Consider the following 19,071-nt stretch of genomic DNA (forward strand, 5'->3'; position numbering starts at 1 on the left):
TGTACGGCGCTGGGGCGCAAACAACAACGGGCGGAGCATGGCTCCGCCCGTGAGTAATGGTGCAGAAATTGTGTTGGCTAGACCGCTATGTCCAGCAGTGCGCCCGTCTGGAGGAGACCGGTCTGGTCCTGCCCCATTTCGCCCATGATGTTGCCTGCAAACATGGAGAATGACTGCCCGGCGTCGGCGCCAAAGCGCTCAGCGATGAGGGTGGTGGTCTTTTGCAGGGCGCTGCGCAGGGACGAGGGGGACAGCTTTTGATCCAGCGTCTCGCGCATGATGGTGGCGACGTCGCCCGCGGTATCCCTGCCGTAGGTGTCCATCACATGGGACATCACGTCGGGAATGGCCTGCGCGACGGGGTTCTTTTGCCCTGCGGCGTAGAACTTTTCCAGTGAGCCGTTGTCGAAAAAGTCGTTGATGGCGGCGTTGAGCTCACCATTGAATTGGCTCATGAGCGAGTCGCCCGCGGCCATGCCGTGGTTGCGGTCCACCATGCGCAAAACATCCAGCAGGCCCTTGCTGAGGGTCTCCTCGTCCGTATCTCCGGAGGCGTCAATGCGCCGTGCGACAAGCACCATGGCCGCGGCCTGTGCTTCTTCGCCAAAGTTTTCGCGGATGAACTTCATGGAGTTGTCCAGCGCCTTGGCAAGGGCGCTGCGTGTGGAGGAATCCTGCTCACTTTCACGCGGGGCGAGGTTCAATACGAGATTTTCGCCGAAGGAGCGGGTGGTCTGTTCCTGCCGATGCGAGCGCGAGGTGGGAGAAACGGTCCGCACCGTGGAATCGGGCGAGAAGGGCAGTATGGGCTGTGCGGCGTATGTGACGTTGGCGATATCCATGATGACTCCTTGCCGTGATGTTGGCTGAGAGTCGTATCGGCTTCTTGTGGCAGAACATTAGACCAGCGGCGCAAAAAGGGGCGGCGCTGCGGGGCGCAGGTGGGGGGCGGGCGTGGCTATGCTGTGGCGTTGGTTTGGCGCAGCAGCGTGTGCAGGTAGCTGGTATAGCAGTTCATAACGCCGGGAGGATTATCCCGCAGCTGCATGCCGATGAGGTGCGTCTGCCCGCTTCGCTCATTGGTTGTGCTCCAGACGGCGGTGGCCCTCAGTGTGGGTTCAAAGGGCAGGGCTTTGTCGATGATGGAGACGCGAAGGGGTGTGCCCGGGGAGATGCCGTTGCTGTTGGTGACACAGGCGATGCCGCCTTCGCTGATGTCGCGGGTGCGGGCGTAGAGTTGGGGGTGTCCGTTTTGGCGGTCGGAGCAGAGCAGGTCCAGCGCAAGGAAGTGCCGCTCATGGGCGCGCATATCCTCGGCGCGGGTGCTGACGCGGTTGCGGCCCGAGCGCTTGGCCCGGTACAGGGCGCGGTCCGCCGCGGCGACAATGCTGCGCGGCGAGGTGCCGCAGGCAGGGAAGCCCGCCGCACCAATGCTGATGGTGACGATGGACAGGTCCGGCACCAGCAGGGAAAAGTTTGTGCGCTCCACGGCGGTGCGGAAGCGCTCGCCCACGGCGTAGACGTTGTCCGGCCCGGTGCCGGGGAGGATGATGGCGAATTCCTCGCCGCCGTAGCGGGCCGCCCGGTCCATGCCGCGCGCCGTGCGCGAGAGGGTGGCGGCGATGGTCTGTAGGACAAGATCGCCCGTTTGATGCCCGAAGTGGTCGTTAACGCGTTTAAAGTGGTCAATGTCCACCATCAGCAGGGAAAAAGGCGTCCCCGCGCGGCGCGAGCGCTCAATCTCGCGCTCCAGCTCAAGGTTGAAGGCGCGGCGGTTGTACAGCCCTGTCAGGTCGTCGATGTGGGCAAGGCGTTCGCACTGCTCAAGGATGTGCGCCTCAATGGCGACCGGAGATTGAAGGCGTGGGTGCAAACGGGTGAAATAATCGGCCACCGTGGCGAAAATGCTGATGTCCTGTTCGCCAAGTTCGCGCATCCGCTGTTGATGGCGCAGAACGCCGAGCCAGTGCTCGCGGGCTTCGTCCGGGGGCAGGGAAATATGGGCAAGGAAGTAAATAGCGCGGCTGAAAATATCCGGGCTGTAGACGGCTTCCATCGCTTCGATGAATGCGTGGAGGGACTCGCCCGGATCGGGCGATGTTGCCAAAAACTCAGGGAGTGTCGCCAGCGGCGATCCGCGTTGCCAATGTCCCATAAGGGCCTCCTGCGGTACTGGTGCGCGCTACAATGGCGCACGGTCCTTGGGATGCTCAAGCCTACGATAGTGGTGTCATCACGTCAATGCTGGCGCAGAAGTTAGGGTGCTAACTTTTCGTGTGGCCTTGAGAGTGCTTGGCGCAGGACGCCACGCGGCGCAAAAGGGAGGGGCGCGGCGTGGTGCAACATCTTGGATTTGTGCACTTTTGCGTTGCGGGGGGATGTGCTATCGTCCGGTGGACGACTCTTCATGCCGACGGTGTGTTCTGGAGAGGGGAGCGTGGGTACAGCCTGCGCTTTGGGAGGGCCATGCGGGGAGTGCCTGCGGCGCAAGGCGAAAAGGGCAGTAATGTCTACGCCGTGCTTTTGAGCGCTTTTCCATCACCTGCGGCGTGGGAGTCCGCCAACCCAGCCAAAATTGAGGGAGGGTAAGCCATGATGCTTCCACAGGATGAAGCGCGGACAAAATATTGCCCGCACCTGAAGGCGGAGGACGGGAAAATCCCCCTCTGTCAGGGCGTACAGTGTATGATGTGGCGCTTTCGCTATGCCGACAAGAACGGCGAGCATGATGAAGGCTACTGCGGGCTGGCTGGAAAACCCGCCGGGGCGCGGTAGCGCGCCCAAGCGGTGCTGTGGCGCCAGAGGGGCCACAGAGGCCAGCGCTGGCTGGCGGCTATTTGTCTGCGAGGCCGCGGGTGCTCCACGGGTGGGTGAATATCCAGTCGCCGCAGAGCAGGTTGCAGGGCGGCGCCATCTCGCCCGTGATGCGGTCGGCCGGGTTGAGGGCGGCGGCGTCCTCCGGGCTGACGGCAACGGCGCGTGCGGCGCAGCCAAGGCCGTAGGGCGGCATTAGATTTGGCAGGTCCGGGTCCGAGGCGTCGATATGTTTGCCGCTGAGGGCGGCGCAGAAGCCGCAGGTGTGTGGTGTGTCCTGCACGTCGATGCGCAGGGCGGCGATGTCGCCGGACGGGACGGGGTCCTGCACGCGGGCGATGAGGCTGAGGGCTTCTGCCCTGCGGGCTTCGTACCACTGCAAAAAGGCGTCGATGTCGGCGGGGTCGGCCTCATATTCCTCAAACATGCACCAGATGACCTGTCCGCTCAGGCGGCGGATGAGTGGGTGGCAGTCCACCAGTGCCGGGGGGAAATTCTGTGGATTGGACATGCCGCCCATGTACGGAAAAAGCGGCCGAAACGCAAGGCAATCCGGGCCTTGCGACCGCTACGGGGCGGGGCGCGGCATGCAGGACCAACGCAAGGCGGCCTGAAAAGGGCTGAGCGCTGCCGGAGAACAGGGCCAGAGTGGGGTACGGATGGCGCAGGAGTATGCATGTTGCGCCAAAAAGCGTTTCGTCACGCGCGTTTTGTGGTATAAAGGAAAATTTTGTACGATTTTGGTTGACTTTTACGCCCCGCCGCACGACTATGGAGTCAATGGAAAAAAGTTCTTTGAAAGATCAGCGATCCATTACCGCTTAAGAGGTTTTCTACTTCTTACGACTCCGGTCCGGCAACGCGAGCCGGGATGGGAATCCACCCACGCGCGGGGAGGTTCCGCCGGAGAGAATGAACAGGAAAAAAGCCCGTTCCCTGCTGGCCTGCGCCGCACAACGGGATTTTTTTGAAACACGCTTTTCGCGGGCGGCACCTGTTAAGCGGCAAGCGCATGCCGGGATGAATGACGCCAACGCGGAAGACCCTTCCGCGAAACGCGGCGCGAGTTTCGCGCCAGTATGGCCAGAATGTTTCGGTTGGCGTGTTAGTGTGCAACACTGAAGCGAACCTCAAACCAGTGTGTTGAGGCCGTGGATTTGGGCAACGACGGAAACCATTCCCTACTCCCCCCGATGGCTGTGAGGACAGTCGCCGGGGGGATTTGTTTTTTCTGCGGTGCGTGACGCAGGCCGGGGGCGCTGGTATGCTTGTACAAAGGCGTCCGGCGCACGGGGACAGCGTTGATGCAGGTCCGTAAGCCGTAGAGTGTTGGACGCAGGAGGACGGGCAATGCTTGGGAGCGTCTGGTGGCGGAAGTGGGCGGCACGCCGGAAAGGGGGGCACGCGGTTTTCGCGTGTGATGACGCCCTTGCGCGTGTGGCCGACTGCGTCATGGATGCCTGCGAATACGTTGTCGCCCTTGGCGGCGAGGCCCCGGCTAATGCCCTGCACCTTGCCGCCCGCGCGCAGGACCGGGAGTGCCTTGCCTGCGAACATGAAAGCGACCGCTACCACACCGCGCTGAATCTGGGCGCGGCCAGTAAGAATTTCTATCTCTACAACCTGACCCCTGCCGAATTTCTGCGGCATATCGACACGGAAAAACCCTACCTGTATTCCCGCGACGCTCTTGTTGTGCTGGATGTTTCCGGTGGCGGGGCACGGCGCGACGTCCTTGCCGAGATAGAGCACATTTGTGGGCGCTTTGAAGGGGCGTTTGTGCTGCTGGTGGGGTGCCGGGTTCCGGGTGGAACGGGCTTTACCGCCACCCGCGTGGATGGGCACGACTTTTCCCTGCGTGACGCCCGGGTGTGGCGGCTGCTGGAGGGCGGCACCATTTTCTATCCGCGCTACAGAATAACGGGGCGACGGCGCGGCGCTGTCCACGGCTGGGCGCTGGCGACCCTTGGGCGCAACGCGCTCTACACCTTCCCGGACGCCATCATGCGCGACCTGCGGCGGGTGGAGTAGGGGGGACGACGTTTGTGGCCCGTGCAGTGCTGTGGATGATGCGCTGGGCGGGGAACGCGGGGCTTTTGAGGTGCAGAACAGAGATTTCCCGGCACGGTGCACGGCGATGGAACAATATGAACGCGGCGCACAAGCCGGAAAAACGCAGCGCGGCGTCCTGCCAAGGCAGGGCGCCGCGCTGTGTTGTGGGGAAAGGGCAGGACGTTATTTGACGGAGTCAACAGGCAGGTCCGCGCCCTTCCATGCAAAGATACCGCCGGGGTGACGGTAGACGTTGGTGTAGCCGAGGCGCTTTGCCCACATTGCGCCGTTGTGGCTGCGGGTACATTTCACGAAGCCGCAGTACACCACGATGGTCCGGTCCTTGTCGGGGCCAAGCAGGGCGGTGAAGTCGTCCACGGTTTTGCCGCCGGTTTCGGCGGTGTCCCACTCGTCCATTTCCGGGATGGGGAACAGGAACTGCTCCGCGCCGGGGATGTGGTTTTTGGCGTAGCTGGCCTCATAGGGCATGGTGTCGATGACGAGCATGTCCGGGTCGGCCTTCATGCGTTTGGCCAGTTCCTGCGTGGTGATGATGTCGTATCCGCCACGCTGCACTTCACGCACGAGCTTAACCGCGCTCTGCTCGGTTTCCACTTCCTTTTCAAATTTGTTGGTGCCGAAAAAGGCGGAAGCGTTGGCAGTCAGGCCAAGGACAAAAATAGCAGTGAAGACGAGGGTGGTCAGTGAGCCGTGGTGGCGCATCAGGAGGTTCCCCTTGTTGAAGGTCTGCGGAAAAAGACAAGCGCCGACAACGGGCGCAAAACCGCCCCGTTGGCCCGGCGCCACCAGTACGCGTAGGCAATAAGTCCCATGAACATGACATCGCGCGCAAAGGCCCAGCGCATCCCGCTGAAGAAGGATGGCTCCGTGGGCGCGGTGCTAAAGCAGCCGCAGGCGATATCAAGGCCAATGGCGATACCCCGGGCAAGGAAAACGAGAAAGATGGCGTTCATGATGGTGATGGCCCCAAGGCTGCCGCGGATGTCCGCAATCAGCCCGATGCCTGCGCCTACTTCCACAAAGGGCAGCACGTGCGCCGTGAGCTCGGACAGGGCCGTGGGCAAAATGCCGTAGCTGTCGATGGAGGCGGCAAAGGCCGGGATGTCCAGCATTTTGGTCAGCCCGGCAAAGATGAAAAGCCCCCCCAAAAGCACGCGCACGCCACAATAGACGATGCGCGCATCACGAATGCGCCGCACCGCGCGGGTGGATAGTTCCTTTTTTCTCAATGTGTTGTCCTTGCTTTTCCGGATAGGGCGTAAGCCCTATTGTGATTGTTACGTTGGACGGGGCGGCGCGACCAATTGTTTGTTTGTATGCGTTGCCGCCCGGGCTATAGCGTGGAGTAATAGGACCTTGGCAAAAAATTGTCGGCGGGATGTCATTTCCGCTTGACAACGATTTCACTTTGATTGACTGTTCAACCAGTTCAAATATGCACAAAGTCCGACGCTAACGAGTTACGCCCCTGCCTGTCGCCACACTGTGGCACCGCCTTATCGCTGCGCTGGGTCTCCAGAATGCGGCATTAAATCGTAAATTTCTTTACACTTTCGCGTTCATGGGCGGGCAAGGTCTGCAAGCCTGCTGCGGCAGCTTGCAAAGAGGGGAGTGCTTGCGCAAGCCGTTTATGCTTGCGCAGCGTCGTCCATACACTGTTCGGAGTAGAGCACCATGACACTTTTGTACGACAGATCAAGAGGCAGGATATGCTGCCGCTGGAAAGAGCCGGCAGTCATGCGCTTTCAGGGCCGGGAGGTCGTTATCGACCGCCAGAAGCGCACGTCCGTGCGTGTGTCCGAGTTGGGCACCATCAATAAGCGCGACATGGCCGCCATGCGCCGATATGGCCGCAGCCGTGTGGTTTCCCTGTTCCACAAGGCGTTGCTGCGCTATGGCGTGTTTACCAAGAATTACACCCCGGAGCCGTGCCAGGTTTGCGGCGAAACACAGGGCGTGCGCCCCTGTTTCGACCCGGAAACCCACCGCCTTGCGTGGATGTGCCCCAAGCACGCCACCGCCATGAGCGAAGAGCGGCAGGATACGGCGCAGGCCGTGTAGCTGCCCTTCGCCGCGATGCGCAAAAAAAAGCCCTCCGCACTGAGCGGGGGGCTTTTTTTGCGCCTCCCCACCCGTGCTGGCCCGAGTGGGGGCGGGAGCATGTGGAGGAATGCCGTTTGGAGCGCCGTCCGTGACTGGAGAGGCTGGGGGGCTGAATCTGGCGCTGGCGGCCTGGTGTCCGGGGCGTCATGCGGGCGTTTTGTGCATACCACGCACCGTGCATGAACGCCGTGTTGCATGGCCGTGTGGGGGGCGGGGGGGGCGAACAGGCTGGTATCGTTTGTGAAAATTATGAAAAAGAGGCTGGGCGCTGTGCGCGTGGCCGGGCAAAGCCGGGGAGGGCGCGCCGCGATGGCGTAGAGCGCGTGCTGCGGCGAACAGGGCTTAGTCTGCGACTTCGCGGTGCACCTGTTCCGTGGTGCGTATGGATTTATCAAGGTCGATGCCGCTGCGCTCATCCGTCCCGCGCATACGGCGCGCGGCGCGGGTTTTGTTGTCGATGTCACGGTTGAGGATAAGGGCGGCCTTGTGGGCGAGGGCGGCGGCCAGCAGGTTCATGGGCGCGAGCAGAAACAGCACCTCCGGTTCACCCAGCAGCAGTCCGGCCATGCATCCGGTGCTGACAAGCAGGAGCGCGGAGCCAACGCCAATGGCCCCAATGTAGAGGTGCCCCAGCCCGCCAAGGGCGAGGGACATGACAAAGGCGGCCTGCGCGTTCTTCTTGCGCCGGGTTTTGCGCAGGCTGTCCGAGGCCATGCGCGCCAGATAGTCCCGTTTCAGCTGTGCGGCGTCGTCCCGCTTCTCGCCTTCCTTTCCCTGCCTCTCTGCGCCAAGGAGGTTCCCCGGACGCGCCACCTTGTCCCATGATGAACGTCCCGTGACGATAACACGCCCCGGATCCACCGGTTTGGGTGTCCAGTCGTCTGGCGTTTGTGGCATGTCGAAGAACAGCGGCTCCAGCGTGGCGGGGCCGGGCGGGGTGTTGTCGTGCGCCTGTGCGCCGCTGTCGCCCGCAGGGGCATGGGCCAAGGCGTCCGGGAGCGGCGGCGTTGCCGGGGATGGGGCAGGCGGCGCCGGCGGGGGGGGTGCCTGCGCGCCGCGTGAGGTCTTCGGATGCGCTTTGCGTCAGCCGGGTGAGCGTGCGCAGAAAGTCCTCGCGGTCGATGTCGCCGCGGCTGAGGGCTTCCTCAAGTTGCCGGATGCGTTCGGACAGGGCCGTGTCGGTCACGTGCTGCTCCGAAGTGGTGCGTGCGTGGTGAAGACTCCATATATTGTTATGCCTGAGAGGCGGGGCAGGAGCAAGACGGCGCAGCGCGTTTGGGGAAGGAGAATCATGGCCTTGCCCTTGCCTGCGGCAGTGGGTACTCTTCGCGCCAAGGTGCGCCGCGTTCACGGCGCGCGTTTAACCATACGGGGTTACGGAATGAAACGCATTGAATGGACGGAAGACCTGCGCGTGAACATTGGCGAGATTGACGCGCAGCATCAGCGCATTATCACTATGATACAGACGCTGGACGCCGCATGGCGCCGGGGGGACCGCTCCGTCCTGCTCGATGTGCTGCGTGAACTGGTGGACTACACGCGGGAGCACTTTGCCGCAGAGGAAAAGTACATGGACCGGTTCCTCTACGACGGGTATGATGCCCATGTGGAGCAGCACATGGAGTGTAGCCTGAAGGCTACCGAATTCTATGGCGAATATCTGGGCGGCAATGAAGATTTGATGGAGGAGGTGCTGGAGTATTTGACCCAGTGGTTCCTGAATCATATCTCCGGCACGGATAAGAAGCTGGGCGCGTATCTGAACGGGCAGGGCGTGCGGTAGCTCGCCTTGCGTCCTGTGCGGGGCCCCGCGCATCATACAAGCACCATCACCAAGGACCGGCAGACAGCGTGACAACGCACGACGGAAACAGCATGGAGACAGACACACAGACCGAGGCCCGACAAAGCGCCATAACGCGGGGCCTGACGTATTTTTTTGAGACCGTAGCCCACGGGTTCGACTCCGTGCATGCCTTCTGGGAAGGGGAGATGACCTCGCGCCGGCTGGCGACGGCCATCGTTGTGGTGTTTTTGGGTTCGCTGGCAGCTATTGAGATGAACCGATGGGGGCTTCTCCCCGCGTCCCTCGCCCGTGTGGTGCCGACAAATCATTTTTATGCGGTGAACATGGCCTTTACCCTGCTGCTGCTTCAGGAGGTGATGCAGCTCGTGCTCACCCTGCCCCGGTCCTTTTCGCGGGCGGTGGGCAAGCAGTTTGAGATATTGGCCCTCATCCTTCTGCGCAGTTGCTTTAAGGAGCTCGTCAACATCCACGAGCCGTTGGTCTTTCCGCAGGATATGACCCCGCTCTTGCGCATCTTGTCCGATGGCATGGGCGCGCTGGTGGTGTTTGTGCTGCTGACGGTGTTTATCCGGGTAGGCAAGGTGCGCAAGGTGCACCACGACGGGGCGGGACTCTACGCCTTTGTGTTGACCAAGAAGGCGCTGTCGCTTTTGCTGCTGGCCCTTTTTGCGGTGCTTGGCGCCTACAACCTGTGGCTTGGTGTGTCCGGCGCGGAGATGTTCGACTTCTTCACGGTGTTCTACACCGTGCTTATCTTTAGCGATATTTTCATTGTGCTCATGGCCCAGCGGCATTTGCCGGGCTTTGTGGCCATGTTCCGCAACTCCGGGCTGGCGCTGAGCACGGTGTTTATCCGCCTCGCGCTGGTTGCGCCGCCATACTACAACGCCGCCATGGGCGTGGCGTCCGCGCTGTTCGCCATTATGATATCGCTGGCGTACAACTACTATATGACCGGGCGGCTCATCGCCAAAAGGCGGCGCTGACGGGACGGGGTTTAGACTTTACGGTCCGTTGACTGGCCGGAAGGAGCGTGACGCTTCCTTTCGGCCTTTTTCATGGCGTCGCGAAAGTCGCTTTTCGCGCGGCGGTGGGCTTGTACCAAGAAGTAGATGGCGCCTCCGGCGGCAAGAAGGGCAAGCAGCCAACTCATGCGTCCTCCGTGTCGGAAGGGGGAAGGGAAGTGTGGCCCTCCCCGTGTACGTTGTCCTCACCGCCGGTTTCGCCGGAGGGGGGATTTTCGCAGACGTCATCCTTCCAGCGGTCGATGTCGTCGCGGTATTCCGCGAGGGGCAGGGCGCATCCGCAAGCCTTGCAGACAACCGTGGCGCGTGCTCAGCGTCCCTCAATGGCGGCGGGGCCGCCGCAGATGTGACAGGCAAGGCGAATGTCGTCCATGCAGGCTCCTGTGGCGGGCTAGGGCCCGCAGTGTGGGGCTGATCCCTGCGGGGCTGGCTGAGCGCGGAGCCAGTCGCGGAATGCGGCTTCCGGCAAGGGCTTGGCGTAATAGTAGCCCTGCGCCGTAACGCAGCCGAGGGAGCGCAGAAAGTCCAGCTGCGCCTCATTCTCTACGCCTTCGGCCACCACGGTCAGTTCCATGCTTTTGGCCATGGCCTGAATGGTGCTGGTGATGGCCGCGCTCTTTTTGTCGTTCTCCACGTTGCGGATAAAGGCTTGGTCAATTTTGAGGGTGTCCAGCGTGAATTCCGTCAGGTACGACAGCGATGAGTACCCTGTGCCGAAGTCGTCCACGGCGATGGTGACGCCAAGGCGCTTGAGGCTCTTAAGCGTTTCGGAAACGCGCACCACGTCCTGCACCAGCAGGGCTTCGGTGATTTCCAGCTCAATGAAACGCGGGGCAAGGCTGTGCTCCTTCAGGCAGCGCTCCACCATAGCCACGATGTTACTCTCAAGGAACTGGCGCGGGGAGAGGTTGACGGCAATGCGCAGGTCCTCGTGCCCGGCGGCGTGCAGGCGGCTGCATGCCGCGCAGGCCTCGCGCAGCACCCATTCGCCAACAGGCACGATAAGGTCGCCCTTTTCCAAAATGGGGATGAACCGGATGGGGGAGACAAGCCCCCAGTCGGGGTGGTTCCAGCGGATGAGGGCTTCTGCCCCGGTGACGTGCCCGGAGTCGATGTCCACCTTGGGCTGGTAGTACAGCTCAAATTCGCCGCGCTCGATGGCGTGGCGCAGGGCTGTTTCCAGCTGCAGGCGCTCCGAGGCGCGCTCCGTCATTTCCGTGGAGAAGAACGCGTAGGTATTGAAGCCGACCTCACGCGCGTGGTGCAGGGCGTTTTCCGCGTTCTTCATGAGTTCTTCGGCGTCGGTGGCGTCGTCCGGGAAGATGGCGATGCCCATGGTGCAGGTGAGGAAGGCTTCGCCGCCCGGCAGGGCAAAGGCCGGGGCAATGGCCTGTTGCAGGCGGGGAATAATCTGCGTGAGGGATTCGGAATCCGCAACGCCGGGAATCATCATGGCAAATTCGTCACTGCCGAGGCGCGCGGCGGTCAGCCCGTCGGTAAAGGCCGCCTTGATGCGCTTGCTGGTTTGCTGCAGCACTTCGTCGCCACTGGCGATGCCCATGGATTCGTTCACGTTTTTGAAGTTGTCGAGGTCAAAGAGAATGACGCCAACGCCGCTTTCGTTGTTTTGGGCGTGGGAGAGTTCCTGCGCCAGCAGGTTCATGAACAGCGCGCGGTTTGGCAGTTCCGTCAGCACGTCGAAGTTGTTCAGGCGGTAGATGCTCTCCGCGCTCTTCTTTTCGCGCGTCAGGTCCGAGAAGGTGCCGATGAAGTTGACCACCTCGCCCGAGGCATCCTTGAGGGTGGTGATGCGCAACCACGCGGGGAAGAGTTCGCCGTCTTTTTTGCGGTTCCAAATCTCGCCGCTCCATTTGCCGTCAAAGCTGATGCTCTCCCACATTTTGGCGTAGAAATCGCGGTCGTGGCGGCCACTTTTGAGGGTGTTTGGGCGGTGGCCCAGCACTTCCTCGGGTGTGTAGCCCGTCAGTTCGGTAAAGGTGCGGTTCACCTCCACGATGCGGTTGTCGCTGTCCGTGATGATGATGGAGTCGCTGCTTTGCTCAAAGACCTGCGCGGCAAGGCGGATGCTGTCCTCGCTGCGTTTGCGCTCTGTAATGTCCATAAGCGCGGCGATGTAGCCCCGGTTGGGGTCTGTAAAGTCAAGGTGGCGCAGGGACATGAACACGGAAACATGGGTGCCGTCCTTACGGCGCATTGCGGCGTCGAGGCTGGCGGAGCCGGAGCGGTCCAGCGACTGGATAAGATGCGCGCCAACGCGGCGGTATTCCCGGTTGGTGGCATAGATGTCGTGGGTGTCCATGCCCGCAAGTTCGTCTTCCTCATAGCCAAGCAGCCGCCCAAGGGCAGGGCTGGCCCACTCGATGATGCGCCCCTTGCCCAGAAGCAGTCCCGACGGAGACACCGACAGGATGGTCTCCATGGTCTGCCGGTGTTCCTCCAGCTCGTTGGTGCGGCGCTCCACGGCGCGCTTGAGGCGGGCGTTGAAGCTAAAGAGGGCAAAAAGCCCACCGCCCGTCAGCAGGATGGCAACGCCAAGGGCCCACAACAGCTGCTTTATGGACGACGGAAGGACGCCATTTGGATGAAAGAGAAATGCGTCAATGGGCCGCACGGAGTCAATAAAGCCGAGGTTGGCGAAGGTTGTGGCGATGTGCTCCCAGCGCGCGGCGTTCATGGTGCCAACGGGCACGAGCTTGGGCATCATGAGGCTCCGCAGGGCCTCGGCCTCGCGCAGGAGGGTCTGGGTCGTGGTGTGCGGGGCGTAGGTTTGGGCGATGTGCCGGGCGATGTCCTCTGGGTGGCTCATGGCGTAGTCCCAGCCGCGTAGGCTGGCCCGCACAAAGCGCTGGGTGCGGTCGGTGTGGGTGGTGGCCGTGTCCTTGGTGGTATAGAGGCAGTCGCCGTAGAAATCGATGCCGTAGGTCATGGGGGCCAGCTCGGTGACGGGCACGCCCATCTCGCGCAGGGCAAAGGTTTCGTTGGTGGTGTAGCCGGACAGGGCGGCCACCTGCTTGGTGTACAGCGGGGTAACGTCCCACGTGTGGTGGATGAATTCCGTATTGGCGGTGGTCACCCCCGCGGATTGGAGCATGGCGCGGATTTCCGCATCCTGCTCCATATAGACCATGATGCGCTTGCCTTTGAGGTCCGAGGGGCTGGAGGTGCCGGAGTCCGACCGGACAAGGAGCACGGCCGGGGAATGCTGAAAGATGGCGGCAAGGGCCACAAGAGGGGTGCCGCGCTGGTAGTCCAGCATGGCCTGAGCATTGTGCACGGCGTAGTCCGCCGACCCATCAAGAAGCGCCGCAAGAGGGTTCTGCCCGGGCACGCCCTCGCGCAGGGTGACGTCGAGCCCTTCGTCCGCGTAGTAGCCTTCCTTCAGCGCCGCGTAGTATCCGGCAAATTGGAATTGATGCAGGTATTTCAGCTGCAGGACAATCTGTTCGGCGTGCGCGGGGCGCGCCGGAAGGGAAAGGGCACACCCCAGAAAGGCTGCCAGACAGATGGCAAAAAAGCGGCGTAGCATAATACTTTAGAAATACCCGTAATGCAGAGATGATGGCAAGGGCGCAGACGCTATTTGGCGCTTTCCGACAGGAGTTCTTCCTTGCGGATGGCGATGGCGTCCTCCACAGCTTCGGCGGCCTCGCTGAGTTCGTAATCCTCGCTGGATTCGATGAGCGCGGTCTGTACGTTCAGTTCGCGCATAATGCGGACCTCGCCGGCGTTGAAATAGCCGCGCCATGCGGTGACGGTCTGTTCACGCTTGCCAAGGTGGGCAAGGGTGAGGCCAAGGTAGAGCGAGGAAAAATTGTCCTTGCCGAGGTCGCGCAGAACGCGGTCGAATTCCACCTTCGCCTGCACGTACTGGCCGGTGCGGTACAGACAGTAGCCAAGGCGCTGCCGCGCTTCGCTGTGGTGGGGCAGACGTTTGATGCACTCCCGGTATTCGGGGATGGCGGCTTCGTAGTCGGATGCGGCGTAGGCTTCCCCCGCCCGCAGAAACGCTGCGCGCCCGTGTTTCACGTCCTGCTGGGGCGTGGTGGTGTTGTCTGCCGGGGTGGTGAATTGCTCGCTTTGGCGCGTGTTGGACGCCTCAAGGCGCTCCTGCGATGTCTCGCGGAGCTTGCGGAATCCGCCGAATAGAAGATCCCGCCGTGACAGGCCTTTTTTTCCTTCAGATGAAGCCACCGTGTCCTCCTTGTCTGTGGTGGCTGAAGAATACCCAATTCACAAAAAGGGTCAACAGATTCCCCCTAGTGCGGCGCTGGAACCACAGGGAATTCCCCTTTTTCGTCAATATAGGCGTCCGCGTCGGCCTGCGGCATGGGGCGGGCGTACAGGTAGCCCTGTGCGTAGTCGCAGCCAAACCGCCGCAGAATGGCGGCCTGATAGGGGTGTTCCACGCCCTCGGCGATGACGTCCATATTGAGGATATGGGCCATTTCGATAATGGCGCGGATGATTTCCGCGTTTTGGCCCTCTGGCCCGATGCGCTGTACGAAGGAGCGGTCCACCTTCACCGTGTGCAGGGTGAAGTCCTGCAGGTAGGACAGGGACGAATACCCGGTGCCGAAATCGTCAAGGGAGAGGCTGACCCCCAGCCTGCGGAGCATATCCAGCTGGTATTCCGCAGTGTGGGCGTTTTCCATAACGGCGCTTTCCGTAATTTCCAGCTTGATGCTGGACATGCGCGCGCCGGCGGTGGTGGCTGTGGCGCGGATGCGTTCCGACAGGTCCGGCAGGGTGAATTGGTGCGAGGAGAGGTTCACGCTCATAAACAGCGGCGTGTCCGGATAGTGGTGCTGCAAGGTGGCAAGATGGGCGCAGGCCATGTCCAGCACCTGCTGGCCAAGGCCAACGATAAGCCCGGTCTCCTCCGCCGTGTGGATAAAGGCGCTTGGTTCAATGATGCCGTACTGCGGGTGCTGCCAGCGCACAAGGGCCTCAAAGCCCGCCAGCGCGCCGGTGGTGAGCTGGATAATGGGCTGGTAGTAGAGGATGAATTCCTCGTTATCCACGGCGCGGCGGAGTTCGGCCTCGGTTTCAAGGGCCTGCATCGCCTGTGTATGCATCTGCTGCGTAAAGACGGCCAGCTTGTCCATGCCCGCGCTCTTGGCCTGATAGAGGGCGATTTCCGCGTCGCGCAGCATAAAGTCCGGGTTTTCGTGCTCCGGCGGGCCAAGGACCAGCCCAATGCCGGCCGAGGGCTGTATTTCGCGCCCGGCAAGGGTCATGGGGCGGCGGATGATGGATTGGATGCGCTGGGCTGTGGCGCGGGCGGATTCTGCATCCACATTCTCGTGCAGGACGATGGCGAATTCATCCCCGGCAACGCGGCTGATAAAGCAGTCCTGCGGCAATTCCACCTTTAGGCGGTTGGCCATGGCCTTGATGACCATGTTGCCCATGGGGTGGCCGAGGCTGTCGTTGATGACCTTAAAGCGGTCAAGGTCCAGATGCAGCAGGGCAAAGGGGTGCGGCGCGGCGATGGAGCCTTGCAGATGCTGGATGAGCCGCTCGCGGTTGGGCAGACCGGTGAGCCTGTCGTAGTAGGCCTGATAGCGCAGTTGTTCTTCGGCGATATGCCGCTGGGTGATGTCCGCGTAGATGCAGTAGGAGCCGATGTATTCGCCCTCGAAGGTAATGGGCGAGGCCGCGATGGATACGTGCACATCCGCCCCGGTGCGGGTGCGGCGTGTGGTCTCGTGCTGGACGGTTTCGCCCAGCTGGATGGCCTGATTGAGGCCGTCGGCCTGCGACACCTTGTCCGGCGCAACGATGAGCGAATCCAAATGGCGGCCGATGGCATCCTCGCGAGGGTAGCCGAACAGCATCTCAAAGGCGTGGTTCACATCCAGCACGGTGACGCTTCTGTCCACGCGCACAACGGCAAGGGGGGAGTGCTCGAACAGCTGTTGCAGCAGCGTGCGCTGCTTGCGCATGCCGCGCTCGGCAATTTTGCGCTCCGTAATGTCGCGGACCTGCGCAACGATATAATTCTGTCCCTGCACCATAAAGGCGCTCAGCCGCGCTTCGATGTCCGCGTGCCTGCCGGAGGGGAGCACTATTGCGGCCTCAACGGACTGGGGCGTGCCCTGCTCGGCTTTGGTGTAGGCGGCGCGGAAGTCCACACCACCCGGCGCAAAGGTGGCCGAGGGCACAATGTCGAAGATATCCTGTCCCGTCACCTCGTCGGCGCGCACGGAGAGCAGGCGCTCGGCCACGGGATTCATGTCCACAATGGTGCGCCGCTGGAGGATGAACACCGCCTCGTGGGTGTTTTGGTACAGGATGGAAAAGCGGGCCGTCATTTCGCGGATGGCCGCTGTTTTGCGGCGAAAGCCGATTTGCAGCAGCAGGTTCCACAGCGCAACCGCAATGACAAGGGCGGCGGCGATGGTCAGCTCTAGGCTGTAGCGCTCCAGCAGGAAGGGAAAGGGCCTGTGGTAGGGCACACTGCCCACCCACTTGCGCTGGATGTTTTCCTTTTGCTCCTCGCTGATGGACATGACGCCCTTGCTGAGGATGGCGTGCAGCAGCACGTTCTCCTTGCGCACGGCCAGGCAGCCATGCTCCCGGGTGAGGGCGGGGCCGGTGGCTTTTACATCTGAAACACCGGCCTGAAAGATGGCGTAGTTGAAGGCGAAGTCATAGGCGGCAACGGCGGCGTAGTGGCCTTTCAAGAGTCCCTGCAGTGCAACGTCCGGGTCGGTGTATTCCACAAGGTCGGCGGCGGGATAGGTCCGGCGCAGCATGCCAGCCAGAGCCGTGGCCTTGGGGATGGCGATGCGGTGGCCATGCAGGTCCGCCGGGGTCGCTACATCCACAACGTGAGCCTGCACGAAAAGGTGGGTTTGATGGTCGCTGACAGGCCCGGTGAAGGCATAGAACTGGGCGCGGCGCTCCGTTGGCGTCATGTCCGGAATGATGTCGATTTCGCCGCGCTGGAGCATGCCGGCGAGTTGGCTCCATTTGGTGGGGATGTATTCGAATGTGACGCCAAGGTTGACGCTGACCAGATTCATGAAGTCCACGCTGAAGCCGCGCGCGTGGCCTTTTTTGTCCTTGTACTGCAGGGGGGTGAAGCTGTCGTCGATGCCGACGCGCATGACGGGGTGGTCCAGAAGGTACTGCCGCTCCTCGGGGGAGAGGTCAACCGTGGATTCTTCGGTGTTGATGAGCAGAATCAGCGTCACCACCGCGACGCAGGCGCAGAGGGTGAGCAGGATATTGATGATGCCCGTGCGTGACCGGGCGGGACGCGAGGCTGGTCCGTCGTCGTTGGGGGGAGTGGTGCTCATTGCTCGCTCTCGTCAGAGGTGTTGCTGGACTGGGTCTTTGCGGCTTCCTTGGTGCTGTACATGGCGGCGTCTGCGCTTTTGAGCAGGTCTTCCGTTGTGGCGCCATCGTCGGGATAGAGGGCCTGCCCGATGCTGGCGCTGGTGGTCACGGTGGTGTGCGTGAGGTCAAACGGGGCGGCGAGCACGTCGCGGATGTCGTTGGCGACGGACTCGGCCTGTTTGCGGGATGTGGTGTCCGGCAGCAGGATGGCGAATTCGTCCCCGCCCAGCCGGGCCAGCAGGTCGGATTGGCGCAGGCGCGAGGTCATGCGGCGCACGGCCTCCACCAGTACAGTATCCCCGGCCAGATGGCCGTGGGTGTCGTTAATGAGCTTGAAGTCGTCAAGGTCCACGTACAGCAGGGCAAGGCCGGAGCGTCGCCTGCGGGCGTGGGCTATCATGTGGGCGAAGGTTTCGTGAAAGCTGTAGCGGTTGGCAATGCCTGTCAGCTCGTCATGCATGGCGCGCTGGGCGAGGGCTTGCTCGCAGCGTTTGCGCTCCGAAATATCACGTAGGATGCCGTCCAGTGAGATGATGCGTCCGTCATCGTCCTTGGTGGCGCGGATGCTCATGGCTAGCCAAACGTCCGAGCCGTCGGCCCGCACGCCCGTAAAGTCGAACTCCTCGGCGGAGCCGCGCGCCACAAGCTGTGAAAACAGCCGGGCGCTGTCCTCGTCGGGCGAGGCCATGATGGCGTTGATGGTTCCGGCGCGGTCCAGCACCTCCTGCGGGGAGGAATAGCCCATGATGCTGGCAAAGGACGCGTTGGCCCGCGTCAGGCGGCCTGCGCCGTCGGTCTGGAAAATGCCGTCCACGGCGTGCTGGAAGATGTTGCGGTATACATCGCCCGCCGCGCGCAGTTCGGACAGCGCCTGCCGCAGTTCGGCGGTGCGTTCGCTCACGCGGTCCTCCAGTTCCACATAGGCGCGCTGGAGGGCGTCGCGGCTGTCGCTGAGGGCGGCTTCGGCGGCGTGGCGCTCATGCAGGATGGCATAGATGATGAGCGTTGCGCCCGAGCCGCCAGCCATAAACAGCTGGACGACATGCAGGGCGTGGGGCTGGGGCAGATGTGCAAAGGGGCCAAGCCCTACCATGGTCATGGCAACGCAGTAGGTGCCCACAGCCGCAAGGATGAGCGTGAGCGACCGGATATCCAGCCGGAAGGCGCTCCAGATGAAAAAGGGAAACAGCGCAAAGCCGAGGGGATACTGGTGGTAGGAGCCACCAAGGCGCGTACCGAAAATGGCCCATGCCAGGGCCGCGATGAGCAGGCACAGGGCGAGGCTCTCACTTTTGAGGATTCGAAGGGCCGGGCGCGGGCGGACCGTGGTCCACGCCATGACAAGGGGCATAATGAGCACAATGCCTGCAAAATCGGCGAGGAACCAGCCCCATAACATGTGCCCGAGGTTCGGCAGCGGCGGGCGCGTGGCAAGGGTTGCCCCCACCCATCCCGCGCTGATGCTGAGCAGGCTGGCGGCGGTGGGACCAAAGATGGCAAACCGCGCCATGGTTGTGGACGTGGTGTGGAATGTGTCTCGCGGCACGGTGCGCCGCAGAATGAGTGCAGAGAGGGCAAGGGCCAGCATATTGCCGCTGGACCAGATGACGGCGGTTTCCCATGGCTGGCCGGTGGACAGCGCGATGAGAAAGTCCGGAATGAGTATGGCGGGGAAGGCCCGCAGACCGCATAGATACAGCGCCGTCAGCCCCACGCCGGCGGCGGGCCAGATGTGGGCGACGCCATCGGTGGCGGTAAAACAGACGGCAAACAGGCCCGCAAGAAAGTAGGCGACCGCAAAAACGGGAATCCACAACGGGTGGATGCGGGAGGGATATGAAAAGGCGGCGCTGGCTGGGGCCATCATAGGTGCAGGTCCAT

The 19,071-nt window shown here is 62.3% G+C and carries 16 protein-coding genes; 5 read left to right on the forward strand and 11 right to left on the reverse strand.

All coding sequences use genetic code 11. From position 1 onward, the window contains the following. Window positions 1-77: 77 nt before the first annotated feature. Both ACYQ2T_RS03735 and ACYQ2T_RS03740 read right to left on the reverse strand, forming a co-directional pair. A complete protein-coding gene (locus tag ACYQ2T_RS03735) occupies window positions 78-842 on the reverse strand; it encodes a hypothetical protein (RefSeq protein WP_459898547.1) in 765 nt (254 codons plus the stop codon). Window positions 843-958: 116 nt separating this feature from the next. After that, entirely contained in the window at window positions 959-2,155 is a 1,197-nt protein-coding gene (locus tag ACYQ2T_RS03740) for a diguanylate cyclase (RefSeq protein ID WP_459898549.1), read from the reverse strand. Window positions 2,156-2,592: 437 nt separating this feature from the next. Between ACYQ2T_RS03740 and ACYQ2T_RS03745 the strand changes: the two genes are divergently transcribed. After that, a complete protein-coding gene (locus ACYQ2T_RS03745; protein WP_459898551.1) occupies window positions 2,593-2,775 on the forward strand; it encodes a hypothetical protein in 183 nt (60 codons plus the stop codon). Window positions 2,776-2,833: 58 nt separating this feature from the next. Here the strand turns inward: ACYQ2T_RS03745 and ACYQ2T_RS03750 are convergent, their stop codons facing one another. Beyond that, window positions 2,834-3,325 (reverse strand): hypothetical protein, encoded by a 492-nt coding sequence (locus tag ACYQ2T_RS03750; protein WP_459898552.1) that lies wholly within the window; start codon window positions 3,323-3,325, stop codon window positions 2,834-2,836. Window positions 3,326-4,164: 839 nt separating this feature from the next. Between ACYQ2T_RS03750 and ACYQ2T_RS03755 the strand changes: the two genes are divergently transcribed. After that, window positions 4,165-4,845, forward strand: a complete 681-nt coding sequence (locus tag ACYQ2T_RS03755) for a hypothetical protein (protein WP_459898554.1) — start codon at window positions 4,165-4,167, stop codon at window positions 4,843-4,845. Between the two features lie 204 nt (window positions 4,846-5,049). Here the strand turns inward: ACYQ2T_RS03755 and ACYQ2T_RS03760 are convergent, their stop codons facing one another. Both ACYQ2T_RS03760 and ACYQ2T_RS03765 read right to left on the reverse strand, forming a co-directional pair. Continuing rightward, window positions 5,050-5,589, reverse strand: a complete 540-nt coding sequence (locus ACYQ2T_RS03760) for a rhodanese-like domain-containing protein (RefSeq protein ID WP_459898556.1) — start codon at window positions 5,587-5,589, stop codon at window positions 5,050-5,052. Next, the gene (locus ACYQ2T_RS03765; protein WP_459898557.1) at window positions 5,589-6,116 is read right to left on the reverse strand and encodes a DoxX family protein; all 528 of its coding nucleotides are present in this window, start codon (window positions 6,114-6,116) and stop codon (window positions 5,589-5,591) included. Before ACYQ2T_RS03765 ends, ACYQ2T_RS03760 begins: the two co-directional genes overlap by 1 nt. Window positions 6,117-6,624: 508 nt before the next feature. Between ACYQ2T_RS03765 and ACYQ2T_RS03770 the strand changes: the two genes are divergently transcribed. Beyond that, on the forward strand, window positions 6,625-6,948 hold the full coding sequence (locus tag ACYQ2T_RS03770) for a hypothetical protein (protein WP_459898559.1): 324 nt from the start codon (window positions 6,625-6,627) through the stop codon (window positions 6,946-6,948). A 384-nt stretch (window positions 6,949-7,332) separates the two neighbouring features. Here the strand turns inward: ACYQ2T_RS03770 and ACYQ2T_RS03775 are convergent, their stop codons facing one another. Beyond that, entirely contained in the window at window positions 7,333-7,977 is a 645-nt protein-coding gene (locus ACYQ2T_RS03775; RefSeq protein WP_459898561.1) for a hypothetical protein, read from the reverse strand. 394 nt (window positions 7,978-8,371) lie between these two features. Here ACYQ2T_RS03775 and ACYQ2T_RS03780 point away from each other — a divergent pair, with 394 nt between their 5' ends. After that, entirely contained in the window at window positions 8,372-8,776 is a 405-nt protein-coding gene (locus ACYQ2T_RS03780; RefSeq protein ID WP_459898563.1) for a bacteriohemerythrin, read from the forward strand. Window positions 8,777-8,868: 92 nt separating this feature from the next. Then, window positions 8,869-9,786: a hypothetical protein gene (locus tag ACYQ2T_RS03785; RefSeq protein WP_459898564.1), complete on the forward strand. Its 918-nt coding sequence runs from the start codon at window positions 8,869-8,871 to the stop codon at window positions 9,784-9,786. Window positions 9,787-9,797: 11 nt separating this feature from the next. On the opposite strand, the gene ACYQ2T_RS03790 is transcribed toward ACYQ2T_RS03785, so the two are convergent. The 5 genes from ACYQ2T_RS03790 to ACYQ2T_RS03810 form a co-directional block, all read right to left on the reverse strand. After that, a complete protein-coding gene (locus ACYQ2T_RS03790) occupies window positions 9,798-9,953 on the reverse strand; it encodes a hypothetical protein (protein WP_459898566.1) in 156 nt (51 codons plus the stop codon). Between the two features lie 263 nt (window positions 9,954-10,216). After that, entirely contained in the window at window positions 10,217-13,372 is a 3,156-nt protein-coding gene (locus ACYQ2T_RS03795) for an EAL domain-containing protein (protein ID WP_459898568.1), read from the reverse strand. A gap of 50 nt (window positions 13,373-13,422) precedes the next feature. Then, on the reverse strand, window positions 13,423-14,037 hold the full coding sequence (locus ACYQ2T_RS03800) for a tetratricopeptide repeat protein (RefSeq protein ID WP_459898569.1): 615 nt from the start codon (window positions 14,035-14,037) through the stop codon (window positions 13,423-13,425). Window positions 14,038-14,102: 65 nt separating this feature from the next. After that, window positions 14,103-17,150: an EAL domain-containing protein gene (locus ACYQ2T_RS03805; RefSeq protein ID WP_459898571.1), complete on the reverse strand. Its 3,048-nt coding sequence runs from the start codon at window positions 17,148-17,150 to the stop codon at window positions 14,103-14,105. After that, the gene (locus ACYQ2T_RS03810; protein WP_459898573.1) at window positions 17,147-19,057 is read right to left on the reverse strand and encodes a diguanylate cyclase domain-containing protein; all 1,911 of its coding nucleotides are present in this window, start codon (window positions 19,055-19,057) and stop codon (window positions 17,147-17,149) included. The genes ACYQ2T_RS03805 and ACYQ2T_RS03810 overlap by 4 nt, the downstream gene beginning before the upstream one ends. Between the last annotated feature and the right edge of the window lie 14 nt (window positions 19,058-19,071).

The sequence above is a fragment of the Desulfobaculum senezii genome (assembly GCF_054657395.1).

Excerpts from the sequence above, each read along its gene's own strand:
- ACYQ2T_RS03790 (WP_459898566.1), bottom strand. The coding sequence starts at position 9,953 with ATGAGTTGGCTGCTTGCCCTTCTTGCCGCCGGAGGCGCCATCTACTTC.
- ACYQ2T_RS03750 (WP_459898552.1), bottom strand. The coding sequence starts at position 3,325 with ATGTCCAATCCACAGAATTTCCCCCCGGCACTGGTGGACTGCCACCCA.
- ACYQ2T_RS03745 (WP_459898551.1), top strand. The coding sequence starts at position 2,593 with ATGATGCTTCCACAGGATGAAGCGCGGACAAAATATTGCCCGCACCTG.
- ACYQ2T_RS03810 (WP_459898573.1), bottom strand. The coding sequence starts at position 19,057 with ATGATGGCCCCAGCCAGCGCCGCCTTTTCATATCCCTCCCGCATCCAC.
- ACYQ2T_RS03760 (WP_459898556.1), bottom strand. The coding sequence starts at position 5,589 with ATGCGCCACCACGGCTCACTGACCACCCTCGTCTTCACTGCTATTTTT.
- ACYQ2T_RS03740 (WP_459898549.1), bottom strand. The coding sequence starts at position 2,155 with ATGGGACATTGGCAACGCGGATCGCCGCTGGCGACACTCCCTGAGTTT.
- ACYQ2T_RS03785 (WP_459898564.1), top strand. The coding sequence starts at position 8,869 with ATGGAGACAGACACACAGACCGAGGCCCGACAAAGCGCCATAACGCGG.
- ACYQ2T_RS03795 (WP_459898568.1), bottom strand. The coding sequence starts at position 13,372 with ATGCTACGCCGCTTTTTTGCCATCTGTCTGGCAGCCTTTCTGGGGTGT.
- ACYQ2T_RS03780 (WP_459898563.1), top strand. The coding sequence starts at position 8,372 with ATGAAACGCATTGAATGGACGGAAGACCTGCGCGTGAACATTGGCGAG.
- ACYQ2T_RS03805 (WP_459898571.1), bottom strand. The coding sequence starts at position 17,150 with ATGAGCACCACTCCCCCCAACGACGACGGACCAGCCTCGCGTCCCGCC.
- ACYQ2T_RS03755 (WP_459898554.1), top strand. The coding sequence starts at position 4,165 with ATGCTTGGGAGCGTCTGGTGGCGGAAGTGGGCGGCACGCCGGAAAGGG.
- ACYQ2T_RS03735 (WP_459898547.1), bottom strand. The coding sequence starts at position 842 with ATGGATATCGCCAACGTCACATACGCCGCACAGCCCATACTGCCCTTC.
- ACYQ2T_RS03770 (WP_459898559.1), top strand. The coding sequence starts at position 6,625 with ATGCGCTTTCAGGGCCGGGAGGTCGTTATCGACCGCCAGAAGCGCACG.